We start from the raw sequence: 16255 nt of genomic DNA, 5'->3' as shown, positions 1-16255 counted from the left end.
TTAACTCACATCACCGCCTGGAATGACATGCTATAGGCGGATTGAGCAATAATAGAAATGAAAAAACCGAATCACTCTGGCAGCGGACAGATCCGCATTATTGGCGGGCAATGGCGAGGCCGTAAACTCCCGGTTCCGGACAGCCCCGGATTGCGTCCGACCACCGACCGCGTACGCGAAACGCTGTTCAACTGGCTGGCGCCGGTAATGGTCGATGCCCACTGCCTGGACTGCTTCGCTGGCAGTGGCGCACTGGGGCTGGAAGCGCTCTCTCGCTATGCGGCAAATGCAACGCTACTGGAAATGGATCGCGCGGTATCTCAGCAGCTCCAAAAGAATCTCGCCACGCTGAAGGCAAATCACGCCCGAGTCGTTAACGCGAATACACTGGCATTTCTGGCTCAGGCAGGTACGCCGCATAACGTGGTATTTGTTGACCCACCGTTTCGCAAAGGATTACTGGAAGAAACATTAACTCTTCTGGAAACGAATGGCTGGCTGGCGAACGAAGCGTATATTTACGTGGAAAGCGAAGTTGAAAACGGTTTGCCGCCGGTTCCGGTGAACTGGTCGCTATACCGTGAGAAAGTCGCCGGACAGGTCGCCTATCGCCTGTACCAACGTGAAGCACGAGGAGAACACGATGCTGATTAACCTGGGACGCCTGCTGATGCTGTGCGTCTGGGCATTTTTACTACTGAATATTTTCCAACCTTTTCCACGCCCGCTTAACATCTTCGTTAACGTCGCACTGATATTTATGGTGCTGATGCACGGCATGCAGTTGGCGCTGCTAAAAAGCACCATGCCCAAAGATGGCCCGCAGATGACCAGTGGAGAGAAAATCCGTATTTTTCTGTTTGGCGTCTTTGAGCTGCTGGTCTGGCAAAAGAAGATTAAAGATCAGTTGAAGAAATGAGGTGATGCCGGATGGCGGCTGACGCCATTTCCGGCCAACTTAACTACGGTTGCGCACTAAACCCTTCAAAATGCGAACCTTTGTAGCTCAGCGTCCCTTTATCTCCGACCGTTAACGCATGGTACTGCTGAGCATCCAGACGAAACGTTTGTTCCAGGCCACCGCTTTGTGGCTTAAAGCTGGCTTCATAGCGCATGCTGGTTCCCGCCGGACTCACTTCCTGTTGACGGGAGCGTCGGTCGTTAAGCGGCTTTTCCCGCTTATTCGTCACCACCACCTGCTTTTGTACCAGCGGCGCGGCATCATTATCCGCTTTTTCACGTCGCTGCTGAACAAAGCGAAACGACGCTGCGACAACGATTAAGACAATGATAACAATGAAAAAAAGTGGTGGTTTGCTCATATTATTAACCCATCAGAAAATGCGGAAATAAGCATACATTGCCCGTTATGGTGTTGTCATCTGGCAGTATCGACCTCTACACTGGACAATAGAGCCGTAAGCACCCCGCTTACGAAAAAATAACGAATTCAAGGAACTAAGATGCTTTGGTCGTTTATCGCTGTCTGCCTTTCCGCATGGTTGTTCGTGGATGCTTCCTATCGTGGGCCTGCCTGGCAACGCTGGGTCTTTAAACCCCTGACGTTACTCCTGCTGGCGCTGCTGGCCTGGCAGGCGCCAATGTTTAACGCTATCAGTTACCTGGTACTGGCTGGCTTGCTGGCCTCGCTGCTGGGCGACGCGCTGACGCTATTGCCGCGCCAACGCCTGCTGTACGCAGTAGGGGCATTCTTCCTGTCGCATCTGCTGTATACCATTTACTTCGCCAGCCAAATGACGTTGTCGCTCTTCTGGCCTTTGCCGTTGGTACTGGCGGTGCTGGGGGCGTTGCTGATTGCCGTGATCTGGACGCGTCTGGAAGAATTGCGCGTTGCTATTTGTACCTTTATTGGCATCACGCTGATGATGGTCTGGATGGCTGGCGAACTGTGGTTCTTCCGCCCGACCGCTCCGGCGCTGTCGGCATTTATGGGCGCATCACTCCTGTTCATCGGCAATATTGTCTGGCTGAGTAGCCATTATCGTCGCCGCTTCCGCGCCGATAACGCCATTGCAGCCGCCTGCTACTTCGCCGGACATTTCCTGATTGTTCGTTCGTTGTATCTTTAAAAAGCTTGACTCTGGAGTCGACTCCAGAGTGTATCCTCCGGTTAATACGAAATGATTATCAACCGGAGGATGCCATGCCGACACCCGCTACCAATGGCAAAAAAGCCCCACAATTCTCTTCTTTCAAGCCAGTCCCTGCGCCACAAAAGGCTGACGATTGCTGCTGCGAGGGAAGTTGCTCTACCCCACCCCCCGTATCCGATACCGTAATAGGTACCCGTTATTCCTGGAAAGTGGCAGGCATGGACTGCGCGGCCTGCGCCCGAAAAGTAGAGAATGCAGCCCGCCAGGTCAGCGGCGTCAACCAGGCCCAGGTGTTGTTTGCCACCGAAAAACTGGTCGTCGACGCCAGTTCCGATATCCGCCAGCAAGTTGAAAACGCAGTGCAAAAAGCAGGCTATACCCTGCGCGATGAAAACGCGACGGAAGCCGCCCCCGAGTCACGTTTTAAAGAAAACTTGCCGCTGATTTCGCTGATTATCATGATGGCGATTAGCTGGGGGCTGGAGCAATTCAATCACCCCTTCGGCCAGATAGCGTTTATCGCTACCACCCTGGTCGGTCTGTGCCCCATTGCCCGTCAGGCTCTGCGTCTGATGAAAACTGGCAGCTACTTTGCCATTGAAACGTTAATGAGCGTGGCCGCCATCGGCGCGCTGTTTATCGGCGCGACGGCGGAAGCCGCCATGGTGCTGCTGCTGTTTTTAATTGGCGAGCGCCTGGAAGGATGGGCTGCCAGCCGTGCCCGTAAAGGGGTCAGCGCGCTGATGGCGCTCAAACCGGAAACCGCCACACGTCTGCGTAACGGCGAACGCGAAGAGGTGGCTATTAATACCCTCCGCCCTGGCGATATTATCGAAGTTGCCGCGGGTGGGCGTTTACCAGCTGACGGCAAACTGGTTTCCGGTTTTGCCAGTTTTGATGAAAGCGCCCTGACCGGCGAATCGATCCCGGTTGAACGTGCCACCGGCGAGAAAGTCCCGGCAGGCGCCACCAGCGTGGATCGTCTGGTCACGCTGGAAGTGCTCTCCGAACCGGGCGCCAGCGCCATTGACCGTATTTTGCAGTTGATTGAAGAAGCGGATGAACGTCGCGCTCCCATTGAGCGCTTTATTGACCGTTTCAGCCGGATCTACACCCCAGCCATTATGGCGGTTGCGCTGCTGGTCACCCTTGTACCACCGCTGCTGTTTGCCGCATCCTGGCAGGAGTGGATTTATAAAGGGCTGACGCTACTGCTGATTGGCTGCCCATGCGCGCTGGTGATTTCAACCCCCGCAGCCATTACCTCTGGTCTTGCCGCCGCGGCGCGTCGTGGCGCGTTAATCAAAGGCGGGGCCGCGCTGGAACAACTGGGTAGAGTTACGCAGGTCGCGTTTGATAAAACCGGCACTCTGACCGTGGGTAAACCGCGCGTCACGGCGATTCACCCGGCGAGCGGTATTGGTGAAGCTGAACTACTGGCGCTGGCGGCGGCAGTAGAGCAAGGCGCGACACACCCGCTGGCGCAGGCGATTGTTCGGGAAGCACAAACGCGTGAACTGGTTATACCTGTCGCGAAAGAACAGCGCGCATTAGTCGGCACTGGCATTGAAGCGCTGGTCGATGGCGAGCGCGTGCTGATTTGCGCCGCCGGTAAGCAACCTGCCGATGCTTTTGCCGGGCAGATAAGCGAACTTGAAAGCGCGGGCCAAACGGTGGTGCTGGTGCTACGTAACGAGGCCGTACTCGGCGTGCTGGCCTTACAGGACACGCTACGCGAGGATGCCCGCCACGCCATCAGCGAACTTAATCAGATTGGCGTGAAAGGGGTGATTCTGACCGGTGATAACCCACGTGCAGCGGCCGCCATTGCAGGCGAACTGGGTCTTGAATTCAAAGCGGGGCTATTGCCGGAAGATAAAGTACAGGCCGTTACCCATCTCAACCAACAGTCGCCGCTGGCGATGGTTGGCGACGGCATCAACGACGCTCCGGCGATGAAAGCAGCCACCATCGGTATTGCCATGGGGAGCGGAACCGACGTCGCGCTGGAGACCGCCGATGCCGCCCTGACCCACAACCGCCTGCGTGGTCTGGTGCAAATGATTCAACTGGCACGCGCTACCCACGCCAATATTCGCCAGAACATTGCGATTGCGTTGGGTCTGAAGGGGATTTTCCTCGTCACCACACTGCTCGGGATAACCGGACTGTGGCTGGCTGTACTGGCAGATACGGGGGCGACGGTACTGGTGACCGCTAACGCGCTGCGGTTGTTACGTAAAGGATAGTTTTTTGCCGGATAAGCATTGGCGCCATCCGGCAAACAAAACTACTGACCTTTACGCAGCAGATAGCGGTACGGCAGCGAGTCGGTCTCTTTGGCCACCAGCTCATGTTCCATAAAGGTACAGAAACCGGGAATATCACGGGTTGTCGCCGGATCGTCGGCGACAATCAGCAGTGTTTCACCCGCCTGCATGCCGCGCACGGTTTTGCGCACCATCATAACAGGTTCCGGACAGCGCAGCCCCTGAGCATCAAGAGTATGGTCGGGAGAGGTAAACAGATCGCTCATCGTAGTCTCGTTCATTCAAAAACGGCGTTATTTTACGCTCTGTTGTGACGTAAGCCAATCAGGTTAACGATTGCGTGAAAAACAACCATTGCAATGTGTTCTTAAAGCAGTATCATGCGACGGTTTTTTATTGGGTTCCCTCACCCCATCCAACAAAAAGGTCACAATATGACTCCGTTTACACAATCTCAGCGCGTAAAAGCGTTGTTTTGGCTATCGCTATTTCATCTGCTGGTGATCACCTCCAGCAACTATCTGGTGCAGCTACCGATCTCCATTTTTGGTTTCCATACCACATGGGGCGCGTTTAGCTTTCCGTTTATTTTCCTCGCCACTGACCTGACCGTGCGTATTTTTGGCGCGCCGTTGGCACGACGCATCATCTTCGCGGTGATGATCCCCGCGCTGCTGATCTCTTATGTCGTTTCATCACTGTTCTATATGGGATCGTGGCAGGGATTTGGCGCACTGCTGCACTTTAACCTGTTTGTTGCCCGTATCGCCGCCGCCAGCTTTATGGCTTACGCGCTGGGACAAATTCTGGATGTGCATGTCTTTAACCGCCTGCGCCAGAACCGTCGCTGGTGGCTGGCACCAACGGCCTCCACCCTGTTTGGCAACATCAGCGATACGTTAGCCTTCTTCTTTATCGCCTTCTGGCGCAGCCCGGATGCCTTTATGGCCGAACACTGGATGGAAATCGCGCTGGTCGATTACTGTTTCAAGGTGCTGATCAGCATTATTTTCTTCCTGCCGATGTACGGCGTGCTGCTGAATATGCTGCTGAAAAGGCTCGCAGATAAATCCGAAATCTCTGCATTGCAGACGAGTTAAAGGTTCATTTTCCGAGTTGTGATAAGATGGACGAATGAGCCGTTATGGCCGTTTATCGAAAGGAAGAAGTCAATGCGCAATCTGGTTAAATATGTCGGTATTGGCCTGCTGGTTATGGGGCTTGCGGCCTGTGATAATAGCGATACAAAAGCGCCAGCAGAGAAGACTGCCGCAGAAAGTAACGCCACCGGACAACCGGTCAGCCTGCTGGACGGCAAACTCAGTTTTTCTCTGCCAGCGGATATGACCGATCAGAGCGGTAAGCTGGGTACTCAGGCGAACAATATGCACGTCTATTCTGACGCAACCGGCCAGAAAGCGGTGATTGTGATTGTCGGCGACAATACCAACGACGACCTGGCTGTGCTGGCAAAACGCCTGGAAGAGCAGCAACGTAGCCGCGACCCGCAGCTGCAGGTCGTCACCAATAAATCCATTGAGCTGAAAGGCCACACGCTGCAGCAGTTAGACAGCATCATCTCGGCTAAAGGCCAGACCGCTTACTCTTCTGTGGTGTTAGGCAAAGTAGATAACCAACTGCTGACCCTGCAAATCACGCTGCCTGCTGACGATCAGCAAAAAGCGCAGACGACAGCAGAAAACATCATTAACACGCTGGTTATCCAGTAACGGTTAAGACGATGACGCGGCCTCCGGTGACCCCACCTGAGGCCGTTTTTTTAACCGCCAGGTCAGTAATAACGCCACTGCTACCAGCCCTGCCGCCGCCAGATAGATAACTGGCACGCCCGCCCACGTCATTACCAGCCCAGCCAGCGGCCCGGTAACCCCCAGCGATAAATCCATAAACACCGTGTAGGTCGCCAGCGCAGCGCCCTGGTTTTGCTGCGGGACGGCTTTTACCGCCACCACGCCCAGCGCCGGGAAAACCAGCGAGAACCCCGCCCCGGCCAGCAGAACACCGATTTTTGCCATCCACGGCATGGAAGCCATCCCGACCAGTAACAGCCCAACAATCTCGACGCTAAAGCAGATCATCGCCACATTCAGTCCGCCTAAGCGGTTGATCCCATTTGGGAACAACAGACGCGTGCCCACAAACGTGCAGCTAAAAAGCGTCAGCGCGAAAGCCGCGCCGTCCCAGCCTTTGGCATCATAAAACAGGGTAATGAAAGTGGCGATCACGCCAAATCCGGCGGAGGCCAGGGCCAGCGCCATACCATACAACCAGACGCGCCCGAGCACCGCGCGGAACGGCAACGGTTTGCCTTTGCTGGCCTTTACCGCCTCACGAGGAAGCGCCAGCAATATTGCCGACAGCGCTACGCCCATTACCGTCAGCGCCAGCCCCTGTAAGCCACCCCAGGCATAACACAGTACACCCAGTGGGGCGCCTATCGCCATCGCACCATAGGTCACGATTCCGTTCCAGGAAATCACCCGCCCAATGTGCATTGAACCCACGACCCCTACGCCCCACAGCGTAGAGCCGGTCCCGGCAAAGCTTTGCCCGATCCCAAGGATCACGCGACCCAGGCATAACAGCAGCAGACTGGCCAGCGGCCAGTCGTTCGTTGAACCCGCCAGTAAATAGCCCAGACCACTTAAAAAACAGCCGCACAGTCCGAATACCACAATCTTCTTTGGTCCCAGCAGGTCGGCATAGCGACCGGCATGTGGACGGCTCAGCAGCGTAGCGAAATATTGCAGGCTGATGACCAATCCAGCCCAGAAGGCGCTGAACCCCATCACATCATGGACATAGCCCGGCAATACCGCGAGCGGCAGGCCGATGGTCAGATAGCTGGCGAAGTTGAACATCACCACAGAGACAATACGCAGATTAAGGCGTAAACCGCTCAGCGTCGGTTCAGCGACGGGTTCGGGCATGGAGGGTCACCACGTTTTCACAACAGTGTTTCATTTCTACCATGTTGCCGCACAGAAATCAGCAGTCAGTTTAGGAATCTCAGCCGCAAGCCAGCCGCTACACTTAATGCAAAACGCAAACAGGAAGAAAATATGACAACTGCTCAGCCCGATAAAACGGGTTTGCACATTTTACTCAAACTGGCTGCTCTGGTGGTGATCCTCGCGGGTATTCATGCTGCGGCGGATATCATTGTACAGCTGCTGCTGGCCCTCTTTTTTGCCATTGTATTGAATCCGCTGGTCACCTGGTTTATTCGCCGGGGAGTAAGCCGCCCGGTAGCCATTACGCTCGTGGTAGTGGTCATGCTGATCGTCCTCACGGCACTGGTCGGCGTTCTGGCATCTTCGATCACTGAATTCATGGCCATGCTGCCCAAATACAATAAGGAGCTGACGCGCAAGGTCCTGCATCTGCAAGAGATGCTTCCCTTTCTAAATCTGCATATGTCCCCGGAGCGCATGCTACAACGCATGGACTCCGACAAAATAATGACCTTCACCACCACGCTGATGACAAGTCTTTCCGGCGCCATGGCCAGCGTTGTTCTGCTGGTAATGACGGTCGTCTTTATGCTGTTTGAGGTGCGTCATGTTCCTTATAAGCTGCGCTTTGCGCTGAACAACCCACAAATCCATATTGCGGGGCTGCATCGGGCGCTCAAGGGTGTATCTCACTATCTGGCGCTGAAAACGTTGCTCAGCCTATGGACCGGCGCTATCGTCTGGTTGGGGCTGGCGCTGATGGGGATTCAGTTTGCTCTGATGTGGGGCGTACTAGCCTTCTTGCTAAACTACGTGCCCAACATTGGCTCGGTCATTTCCGCCGTCCCGCCCATGATCCAGGCGCTACTGTTCAACGGCATTTACGAATGTGTGCTGGTTGGCGCGCTGTTCCTGGTGGTGCATATGGTGATTGGCAATATCCTCGAGCCTCGCATGATGGGACATCGCTTGGGATTATCGACGCTTATCGTCTTCCTCTCTCTGTTGGTATGGGGATGGCTACTCGGCCCGGTAGGCATGCTGCTCTCTGTGCCGTTAACCAGCGTATGTAAAATCTGGATGGAAACGACCACAGGCGGCAGCAAACTGGCAATTTTGCTTGGACCCGGCAGGCCCAAAAGCCGATTGCCTGGATAAACTTGCAAACAGCATGTGAAGAATGGTACACAACCCCATTATTACTAAAGGTTAGCCCTGATATGTACCGGATCGTTCTTGGGAAAGTTTCTGTTTTAAGCACTGACGCACTGCCCAACGCACTGAGTGAACAAGCCCCACAAGGAGCTCACCGTGCGCGCTGGATTGCAGGCCGGGTGCTGCTTTCCCATGTTCTTTCACCATTACCGGACATCGTCTACGGTGAGCAAGGAAAACCGGCTTTTTCCGCCGACACCCCGTTGTGGTTCAATCTCAGCCACAGCGGCGATGATATCGCCCTGCTGCTCAGCGACGAAGGGGAAGTCGGCTGCGATATTGAAGTCGTCCGCCCACAAGATAACTGGCAAACGCTGGCAAATACGGTATTCAGTCTCGGAGAACATGCCGAAGTCGAGGCTGAACACCCGGAGCAGCAACTGGCAGCATTCTGGCGCATCTGGACGCGTAAAGAAGCTATCGTTAAACAGCGCGGCGGCAGCGCCTGGCAAATTGTCAGCGTCGACAGTACCGCGCTAACTTCCTCGCTCTCTGTCAGCCAGTGCCAGTTTGACACCCTGAGCCTGGCGGTATGCACGCCAACGCCGTTTACCCTGACCGCCGACGCCGTACAAAGGCTGTAACACTTTCATTCCCGTGCGCCGCCGCGCAATATCGTAAGGTTGAAATCTGATGCAACGTATCACCATCACACTTGATGACGATTTATTAGAAACGCTCGACGGCCTGAGCCAACGCCGTGGCTACCACAACCGTTCCGAAGCGATCCGCGATATTCTGCGCGGCGCACTGGCGCAGGAAACGACCCAGGAGCACGGCACACAAGGGTTCGCGGTGCTTTCGTATGTTTATGAGCATGAGAAGCGTGACCTGGCGAGCCGCATTGTTTCGACCCAGCATCACCACCACGATTTGTCGGTCGCTACACTGCACGTGCACATCAACCATGACGACTGCCTGGAAATCGCCGTACTAAAAGGCGACATGGGCGATGTGCAACATTTTGCCGATGACGTGATCTCCCAACGCGGGGTGCGCCACGGTCATTTGCAGTGCCTGCCGAAAGAAGAGTGAGTGCCTGTGCCGGATGTTTACGCCATCGTACCAATCGTCTTTCTAAAGCGCAGCAGCGCTATCATGAAGAACGCACTACCAATCGCCAGCAACGTCAGGAACTGCGGCCAGACAATACCGAACCCTGCGCCACGGTAAAGTATCGCCTGCGCGAGACTCACAAAATGCGTCGTTGGCATCGTCAACATGATGTCCTGCACCACCTGCGGCATGCTTTCACGCGGTGTGGAGCCGCCGGAGAGCATCTGTAACGGCAACAACACCAGAATCATCAGCAGTCCCAGCTGCGGCATAGAGCGCGCCAGCGTGCCCATAAAAATACCGATCGAAGTGGTTGCGAACAGGCTCAGCGCCACCCCCAGCATAAACAGAGGAATCGATCCCTCAATTGGTACGCCGAGCACGCCTTTTACCATCAGCATCAGCGACAGACCGGAAACCACCAGCACCACCAACCCCATCGACCAGATTTTTGCCATCATGATCTCAAACGGCGTCACCGGCATCACCAGCAGATGTTCTATTGTCCCGTGCTCGCGCTCGCGAATTAGCGCCGAGCCAGTGAGCACAATCGCCAGCATGGTGATGTTGTTGATAATTGCCATCACCGCACCGAAGCGTGCAGGTTCCAGATTGGGGTTAAAGCGCATGCGCATTTCCAGCGCCACCGGCGGCTCACTGTTGTCACGGTAACGGGCCACAAAGCTGTTCACCTCGCCGCTGATGATGTTCTGGATATAGCTGTTGCCGGTAAAAGCCTGGCTCATCCGCGTGGCATCGACGTTAACCTGAATATCCGGCTGACGCCCGGCCAACACATCACGCTGAAAATCAGGCGGAATATTCACGGCGAAGGTATAGCGTCCGGCATCCAGCCCGGCATCCATCTCATCGGCGGTGATCATCTCCGGCGGTAAAAACCACGGGCGATAAAAGCTGTTCACAATCCGATTCGACAACTGCGACTGGTCCATATCGGCGATGGCAATCGGTGCCAGGTGCAACGAGCCCGGAAGGACGGTGGCGGAGGAGTAAACCGAAATCGTGAAGGCGAAGACAATCAACGTCAGCATCGCCTTGTCGCCTAGCAGGCTGCGTAACTCTTTGATACCGAGGTTATAAATATTACGTAGTCGGCGCATCACCCCTCCTGTTTTTTCAGCAGTAATACGCTCAAACCAATCACCACCGGAATGGCTATCGCCAGCGGCATAAACAGCTGCCAGAGATCCGTCAGATCCAGCGCTTTAGAGAACGTCCCGCGCGCGATGGTCAGAAAATGGCTGGTCGGGTAAATTTCGCCAATCCAGCGTCCAGGCCCTTCGAGCGAGGCGACCGGGTCAATCATCCCGGAAAACTGCGTCGCCGGGATCAGCGTAATAATTGCCGTACCAAAAATGGCCGCGATCTGGCTTTTCATAAACGTGGAGATGAATAGCCCAAGCCCGGTGGCAATGGTGACGTACAGCAGCGCGGCCAGCGTCAGGGTCATAAAGCTGCCCTTATGCGGGACGCCGAACACAAACACCGATAGCGCGCACAGCAGCAGGAAGTTCAGCATGCCCAGCACGATGTAAGGCAACTGTTTACCGAGTAAAAACTCGCTGCGGGTGGTGGGCGTAACGTACAGGTTGATAATCGATCCAAGTTCTTTCTCGCGCACCACGCTCAAGGCGCTGAGCATAGAAGGGATCATCATCAGCAGCAGCGGGATGACTGCTGGAACAATCGCCGGCAAACTCTTCACATCGGGGTTGTAGCGATAGCGAGTTTCAATGGTCATCAGCCCGTTTTGCCCTCTGGCATTGGGTTGACGTGCCATCACGTCCTGTAGCCAGGTCTGGTGCATCGCCTGCACATAGCCTCTGACCGTTTCAGCACGGCTCGGCATTGCGCCATCGACCCAGACGCCAATCTTCACCGGCGTGCCACGCGCGATATCGCGGCCAAAGTTTGGCGGGATCTCTATTGCTACCGCTACTTCGCCCGAACGCATCCGTTTGTCCAGCTCGTCATAACTGGTGAGCGGCGGCTGTTCGATAAAATAACGCGATCCCGCCAGATTGAGCGTCCACGCCTGGCTGCTGACGGTCTGGTCACGATCGAGCACCGAAAAACGCAGGTTTTCCACATCCATGCTGATGCCGTAGCCCATGATCAGCATCAGGATCACTGTGCCCATCAGCGCCAGCGTTGAACGAACCGGGTCACGTCGCAGCTCCAGCGCTTCACGTCGGCTGTAGCTAAACAAGCGCCGTAGGCTAAAGCCCTGCCGCGGCGGCTGACTATTTTCATGCGCTTTCGGAACATTGGCTGGCGGTAACTGAGCTTCCGGTACCGGGCCTGCCGCTTCCTGTAACCAGGAGATAAACGCCTCTTCCAGACTGGCGGCACCACGCTGTTTCACCAGTTCCTGCGGCGTGCCGCTGGCGAGTACTTTTCCGGCGTGCATCAGCGACATCCGGTCGCAGCGCTCCGCTTCGTTCATAAAGTGGGTGGAGATAAAAATGGTCACTTTGTCCTGCCGCGACAGATCGACCATCAGTTGCCAGAACATGTCCCTCGCCACCGGATCGACCCCGGAGGTCGGCTCATCAAGAATGAGCATTTCCGGACGATGGATCACCGCCACCGCCAGCGACAGGCGTTGACGGATCCCCAAGGGCAGCGCGCCAGGCAACGCGTCTTCGACATCGGTCAGCGAAAAGCGCTCGCTCATCTCTTGTACCCGTCCCGGGATTTCTGCCTCGGTGATATGGAACAGTCGCGCGTGCAGCTCAAGGTTTTGCCGCACGGTCAGCTCGCTGTAAAGCGAAAACGCCTGCGACATATAGCCTACCCGGCTGCGGGTATCGATATTCTTCGGATCTACCGCTTGCCCAAACAACCATGCCTCACCTTCGCTTGCGGGCAGCAGACCAGTGAGCATCTTCATGGTGGTGGATTTACCGCACCCGTTGGAGCCGAGAAAACCGAAGATCTCCCCGCGCGGAATACGAAAGTTAACGTGGTCAACGGCAACAAACTTACCGAAGCGCATAGTCAGATCTTTCGCTTCAATAGCAATCTCTTCGTGTTCAGCGTGATACGGCGGGATCACCACCGGCTTATGCGCCTGACGCTGGGCTTCGGGTAACAGCGCGATAAACGCCTGCTCCAGCGTGTCGCTGTTGGTTTGTTCACGCAGCTGCTGGGCGCTCCCGGTGGCTAATACTTCCCCGGCGTTCATCGCCACCAGCCAGTCAAAGCGCTCGGCTTCTTCCATGTAGGCGGTCGCAACCAGCACGCTCATGTTGGTCTGCCGCTGGCGAATGCTGTTAATCAGATCCCAGAACTGGGCGCGGGACAGCGGATCGACCCCGGTGGTGGGTTCATCGAGAATTAACAGTTCCGGGTCGTGAATTAACGCGCAGCACAGTCCCAGCTTTTGCTTCATCCCACCTGAGAGTTTCCCGGCGGGACGGTCGCGAAACGGCGCCAGTCCGGTGCTGTTCAGCAGCTCGGTTATCCGCGCTTCGCGTTCCGCTTTGTCATGACCAAACAGCCGGGCAAAGAAATCGACGTTCTCATATACCGACAACGTATGGTACAGGTTTTTCCCTAATCCCTGCGGCATCCAGGCAATACGCGGACAGACATCCTGGCGATGTTTCGGGTCACGCATATCGCCGCCCAGCACCATCACGTTGCCGTGTTCAATGACCCGCGCGCCGGAGATGAGCGACAGCAGACTCGATTTTCCGACGCCATCCGGACCAATCAGCCCCACCATACAGCGGGCGGGAATATCCAGCGTGATATTGTTCAGCGCTACCGTTTTCCCGTAATGCTGACTCACGCCGTCAAGGTGCGCCACGGGAGGAACGGGAAGGCGCGCCAGATGCGTCATTGCGGCAACCTCACGACCAGGTCGTCAGGCCAGGGGCGATTTTCATCGACACGCACCCACGCCATGCCCGGTAGACCGGTTTTCACATACTCCAGATGCTGCTGCAACAGTTCTGGCGGGATACGCGCTTTAACACGGAACATCAGCTTCAGTCGTTCATCGCTGGTTTCGACCGTTTTCGGCGTGAACTGCGCCACGCTTGCCACAAAGCTGATGGTCGCCGGAATACGCAGATCCGGCGCGGCGTCCAGCACCAGGCGGGCTTCACCGCCAATCTTTAATAAACCGGCCTGTTCAGTCGGTAAGAAGAACGTCATGTAAACATCACTGAGATCGACCATATTCAGCACGCGCCCCCCCGCGGAAAGGACCTCACCCGGTTCGGCTACGCGGTACTGTACGCGACCATCGCGCGGGGCTTTCAGTTCGCTGTCATCAATATCAGCTGCAATACGACGTTCGGTGGCCTGCGCGGCTTCTACGCGGGTTTGCGCCTGAATAATGCTGGTGCGGGCGGCTTCAATCGCGGCTTTTGCCGCAGAGACCTGCGCCTTTGCGGATTCCAGCGCCGCGCGCGCGCTTTCCGCCGCAGCCCTGTCGTCATCCAGCTGTTGCTCAGACACAGCCCCACGCTGGGACAGCGAGCGGGAACGTACGTGACGTTTAGAGACCGATTGCAGTTCCGCCTCGCGCTGCTTTACCACCGACTGCGCGGCGCGCATTTCACTTTGCCGCTGTTCCAGCAGCGCTCGTGCCGCCGCCACCGCGCTTTCGGCTTCTTTGATTTGCGCGACAGCTTCCAGTCGCTGCTCCTGCAGCACACGGGTATCCATTTTCGCCAGCACGTCGCCCTGGCGAACGAACTGCCCTTCCGAGACGAGGATTGTGTCAATTCGTCCGGCAATCTTGGTGGCAATATCCACTTCGGTAGCTTCAATTCTGCCGTTGCTGGCCGCGAAACCTTCCGGAATTCCCGCAGGACGTAACATCCACCACGCTATTGCGGCAACCGCTACCACAATACCCGCGCCCCACCACACCAGATGACGCTTAATCTTATCCATATCCGACCCGCCGTAATCCCTGTTATCAAACGATGCGTGTCACAAAGCCCACTGAACAGCTATTCAGCGGGAGATTCCATCCGGGATGAGAAGGAATGAGAAATAATGGCCAGAGTGCGGACAGGCGTGAAAGCAACGCACACCGCGAAGGACGTGAGTGACGAAAATGCTGTGAAATCGGGTAGTAATGTTGTCATCATCAGCGTTCCTGGCCGGAAATGAAACACGCATACTCATAACTGTTGTCTATTGAATACTAACACCTGGATTCAATATGTCTATTCGGTTGTCGTTTCCAGTTCAGACCTGGCACAAGGAATATTTCGTATATCAACGATTGATAAACAATCGCAACTATAAACATAATCAATGATTAGGCATCCCTATAATAGCGGCTCATTTACCGATCTCGTTATGGCGAGGCTCCTGTTCAAATACAAGTTACCGCCCTGCTGGTATCGAGAGAGACCACTCAGGGAAATACAGGCATCCATCGAATCAAGGTGTTGCCAAGGTAACTTCTGACGATTTCACCATCGGACAGATACGTTGTTCAGTGCTAAAACCAGGACGTAGGGATCTGCCTGCGCTAACCCCTGTCTTGTTCGCCCCTATGAGAGATTTTTTATAGGGAATTACATCATGTCATCTATGCCACTCTGCGCCGCCCATCATCCTATGCCGGATTTCAATGGCGACGCTATCGCGCAATATATGCGCACCGATTTTATTACTCTGCCCGACCATCTCAGCGTGAACGGCGCTCGCGAATACTTTGTTTCCCAACTCACAACAGATGATATTCCAGGCCAGGTCTTTGTTGTGGCAGGAAAAGCGCTGCGCGGGGTGTTATCCATCAAGCGCTTATTACAGGAAAAAGATACGTCGCTTAACATCAACCATCTTACGGACAGCTGTTTATTTCATGTAAAGCCTGATGATGAACGGGCGCAGGTCGTTGCCGAGTTAGCCGAACGCGAAGTCGACCTGGTTGCTGTCGTTGAGAAAGGCGAGCTGATTGGTTGTCTGATGGAAAAAGAGATCGCTCATCTACAGGAAGATGATGTTACCGAAGACGTTCAGCTTCAGGGCGCCACGCTGCCGCTGGAAAAACCCTATCTGGAAATTAGTCCGTGGACATTGTGGAAAAAACGTTCGGTCTGGCTCCTGCTGCTGTTTGTCGCAGAAGCCTATACCAGCAGCGTGCTTCAGCATTTTGAAGAAGCGCTGGAATCCGCGATTGCCCTGGCCTTTTTTATTCCGCTATTAATTGGTACTGGTGGCAACAGCGGTACGCAGATCACTTCGACGCTGGTACGTTCAATGGCGCTGGGGGAAGTGCGGCTGCGCGATATGGGCCGGGTAATCCGCAAAGAAGTTTCAACTTCGCTGCTGATCGCTCTGACGCTGGGTCTGGCAGGGTGCTTGCGCGCGTGGATGATGGGTATCGGCATGGAAATCACGCTGATCGTCAGCCTGACGCTGGTTTGCATTACGCTGTGGAGCGCCGTGGTGTCATCAGTGATCCCCATGGTGCTCAAGCGTATCGGCATTGATCCCGCCGTGGTTTCGGCCCCGTTTATCGCCACGCTTATCGACGGTACTGGGTTAATTATCTACTTTAAAATCGCCCAGTATTTTCTGGGTCTGAACTAATGATAACGCCCGACAGCTCAGGTTGTCGGGCATCACA

16 protein-coding genes and 1 riboswitch are annotated in these 16255 nt (G+C 55.3%); of the genes, 10 read left to right on the top strand and 6 right to left on the bottom strand.

Annotated features, from left to right (window positions below; genetic code table 11):
- The first annotated feature begins 57 nt into the window (after nucleotides 1-57).
- Nucleotides 58-654, top strand: coding sequence for a 16S rRNA (guanine(966)-N(2))-methyltransferase (gene rsmD / locus OGY15_RS12315; protein WP_187253817.1), 597 nt, complete (start codon nucleotides 58-60; stop codon nucleotides 652-654).
- On the top strand, nucleotides 644-919 hold the full coding sequence (locus OGY15_RS12310; RefSeq protein WP_042311836.1) for a DUF1145 family protein: 276 nt from the start codon (nucleotides 644-646) through the stop codon (nucleotides 917-919). Before rsmD ends, OGY15_RS12310 begins: the two co-directional genes overlap by 11 nt.
- A gap of 43 nt (nucleotides 920-962) precedes the next feature.
- Here the strand turns inward: OGY15_RS12310 and OGY15_RS12305 are convergent, their stop codons facing one another.
- Entirely contained in the window at nucleotides 963-1322 is a 360-nt protein-coding gene (locus OGY15_RS12305; protein WP_187253818.1) for a DUF2500 domain-containing protein, read from the bottom strand.
- A 141-nt stretch (nucleotides 1323-1463) separates the two neighbouring features.
- Between OGY15_RS12305 and OGY15_RS12300 the strand changes: the two genes are divergently transcribed.
- Both OGY15_RS12300 and zntA read left to right on the top strand, forming a co-directional pair.
- Nucleotides 1464-2090: a lysoplasmalogenase gene (locus tag OGY15_RS12300; RefSeq protein WP_151216897.1), complete on the top strand. Its 627-nt coding sequence runs from the start codon at nucleotides 1464-1466 to the stop codon at nucleotides 2088-2090.
- A gap of 74 nt (nucleotides 2091-2164) precedes the next feature.
- Nucleotides 2165-4363 carry a Zn(II)/Cd(II)/Pb(II) translocating P-type ATPase ZntA gene (zntA, locus tag OGY15_RS12295; RefSeq protein WP_286539375.1) on the top strand — a complete coding sequence of 733 codons (2199 nt, stop codon included), beginning with the start codon at nucleotides 2165-2167 and terminating at the stop codon, nucleotides 4361-4363.
- Between the two features lie 41 nt (nucleotides 4364-4404).
- Here the strand turns inward: zntA and tusA are convergent, their stop codons facing one another.
- A complete protein-coding gene (gene tusA, locus OGY15_RS12290; protein ID WP_005121576.1) occupies nucleotides 4405-4650 on the bottom strand; it encodes a sulfurtransferase TusA in 246 nt (81 codons plus the stop codon).
- A 168-nt stretch (nucleotides 4651-4818) separates the two neighbouring features.
- Here tusA and OGY15_RS12285 point away from each other — a divergent pair, with 168 nt between their 5' ends.
- Together OGY15_RS12285 and OGY15_RS12280 are read left to right on the top strand one after the other, a co-directional pair.
- Nucleotides 4819-5484, top strand: coding sequence for a 7-cyano-7-deazaguanine/7-aminomethyl-7-deazaguanine transporter (locus OGY15_RS12285; RefSeq protein ID WP_019078120.1), 666 nt, complete (start codon nucleotides 4819-4821; stop codon nucleotides 5482-5484).
- Nucleotides 5485-5556: 72 nt separating this feature from the next.
- Complete coding sequence (locus OGY15_RS12280) at nucleotides 5557-6114, top strand: DcrB family lipoprotein (RefSeq protein WP_151216899.1); 558 nt, start codon at nucleotides 5557-5559, stop codon at nucleotides 6112-6114.
- A 3-nt stretch (nucleotides 6115-6117) separates the two neighbouring features.
- On the opposite strand, the gene OGY15_RS12275 is transcribed toward OGY15_RS12280, so the two are convergent.
- On the bottom strand, nucleotides 6118-7335 hold the full coding sequence (locus OGY15_RS12275) for an MFS transporter (RefSeq protein WP_187253820.1): 1218 nt from the start codon (nucleotides 7333-7335) through the stop codon (nucleotides 6118-6120).
- A 132-nt stretch (nucleotides 7336-7467) separates the two neighbouring features.
- Between OGY15_RS12275 and OGY15_RS12270 the strand changes: the two genes are divergently transcribed.
- From OGY15_RS12270 to nikR, 3 genes are all read left to right on the top strand, one after another.
- Complete coding sequence (locus OGY15_RS12270; RefSeq protein WP_151216900.1) at nucleotides 7468-8517, top strand: AI-2E family transporter; 1050 nt, start codon at nucleotides 7468-7470, stop codon at nucleotides 8515-8517.
- Between the two features lie 62 nt (nucleotides 8518-8579).
- A complete protein-coding gene (acpT, locus tag OGY15_RS12265) occupies nucleotides 8580-9158 on the top strand; it encodes a 4'-phosphopantetheinyl transferase AcpT (protein WP_151216901.1) in 579 nt (192 codons plus the stop codon).
- A 49-nt stretch (nucleotides 9159-9207) separates the two neighbouring features.
- Nucleotides 9208-9609, top strand: a complete 402-nt coding sequence (gene nikR / locus OGY15_RS12260; RefSeq protein WP_286539368.1) for a nickel-responsive transcriptional regulator NikR — start codon at nucleotides 9208-9210, stop codon at nucleotides 9607-9609.
- 17 nt (nucleotides 9610-9626) lie between these two features.
- Here nikR and OGY15_RS12255 read toward each other — a convergent pair whose 3' ends face one another.
- The 3 genes from OGY15_RS12255 to OGY15_RS12245 are packed head-to-tail and all read right to left on the bottom strand — an operon-like array spanning nucleotide 9627 to nucleotide 14562.
- Nucleotides 9627-10751, bottom strand: a complete 1125-nt coding sequence (locus OGY15_RS12255) for an ABC transporter permease (RefSeq protein ID WP_187259953.1) — start codon at nucleotides 10749-10751, stop codon at nucleotides 9627-9629.
- Nucleotides 10751-13498 (bottom strand): ribosome-associated ATPase/putative transporter RbbA, encoded by a 2748-nt coding sequence (gene rbbA, locus OGY15_RS12250; protein ID WP_278238782.1) that lies wholly within the window; start codon nucleotides 13496-13498, stop codon nucleotides 10751-10753. The genes OGY15_RS12255 and rbbA overlap by 1 nt, the downstream gene beginning before the upstream one ends.
- Nucleotides 13495-14562: an HlyD family secretion protein gene (locus tag OGY15_RS12245; protein WP_151216905.1), complete on the bottom strand. Its 1068-nt coding sequence runs from the start codon at nucleotides 14560-14562 to the stop codon at nucleotides 13495-13497. The genes rbbA and OGY15_RS12245 overlap by 4 nt, the downstream gene beginning before the upstream one ends.
- Nucleotides 14563-14963: 401 nt before the next feature.
- Nucleotides 14964-15147: riboswitch (M-box (ykoK) riboswitch) on the top strand.
- Nucleotides 15148-15204: 57 nt separating this feature from the next.
- Between OGY15_RS12245 and OGY15_RS12240 the strand changes: the two genes are divergently transcribed.
- Nucleotides 15205-16218 carry a magnesium transporter gene (locus OGY15_RS12240; RefSeq protein WP_151216906.1) on the top strand — a complete coding sequence of 338 codons (1014 nt, stop codon included), beginning with the start codon at nucleotides 15205-15207 and terminating at the stop codon, nucleotides 16216-16218.
- Nucleotides 16219-16255: the final 37 nt, after the last annotated feature.

The sequence above is a fragment of the Citrobacter sp. Cu231 genome (genome assembly GCF_030332265.1).
Classification (GTDB): Bacteria; Pseudomonadota; Gammaproteobacteria; order Enterobacterales; family Enterobacteriaceae; genus Citrobacter; species Citrobacter meridianamericanus.
The sequence above is the reverse complement of the archived record's forward strand: the minus strand, read 5'-3'. Positions and strand labels throughout refer to the sequence as shown.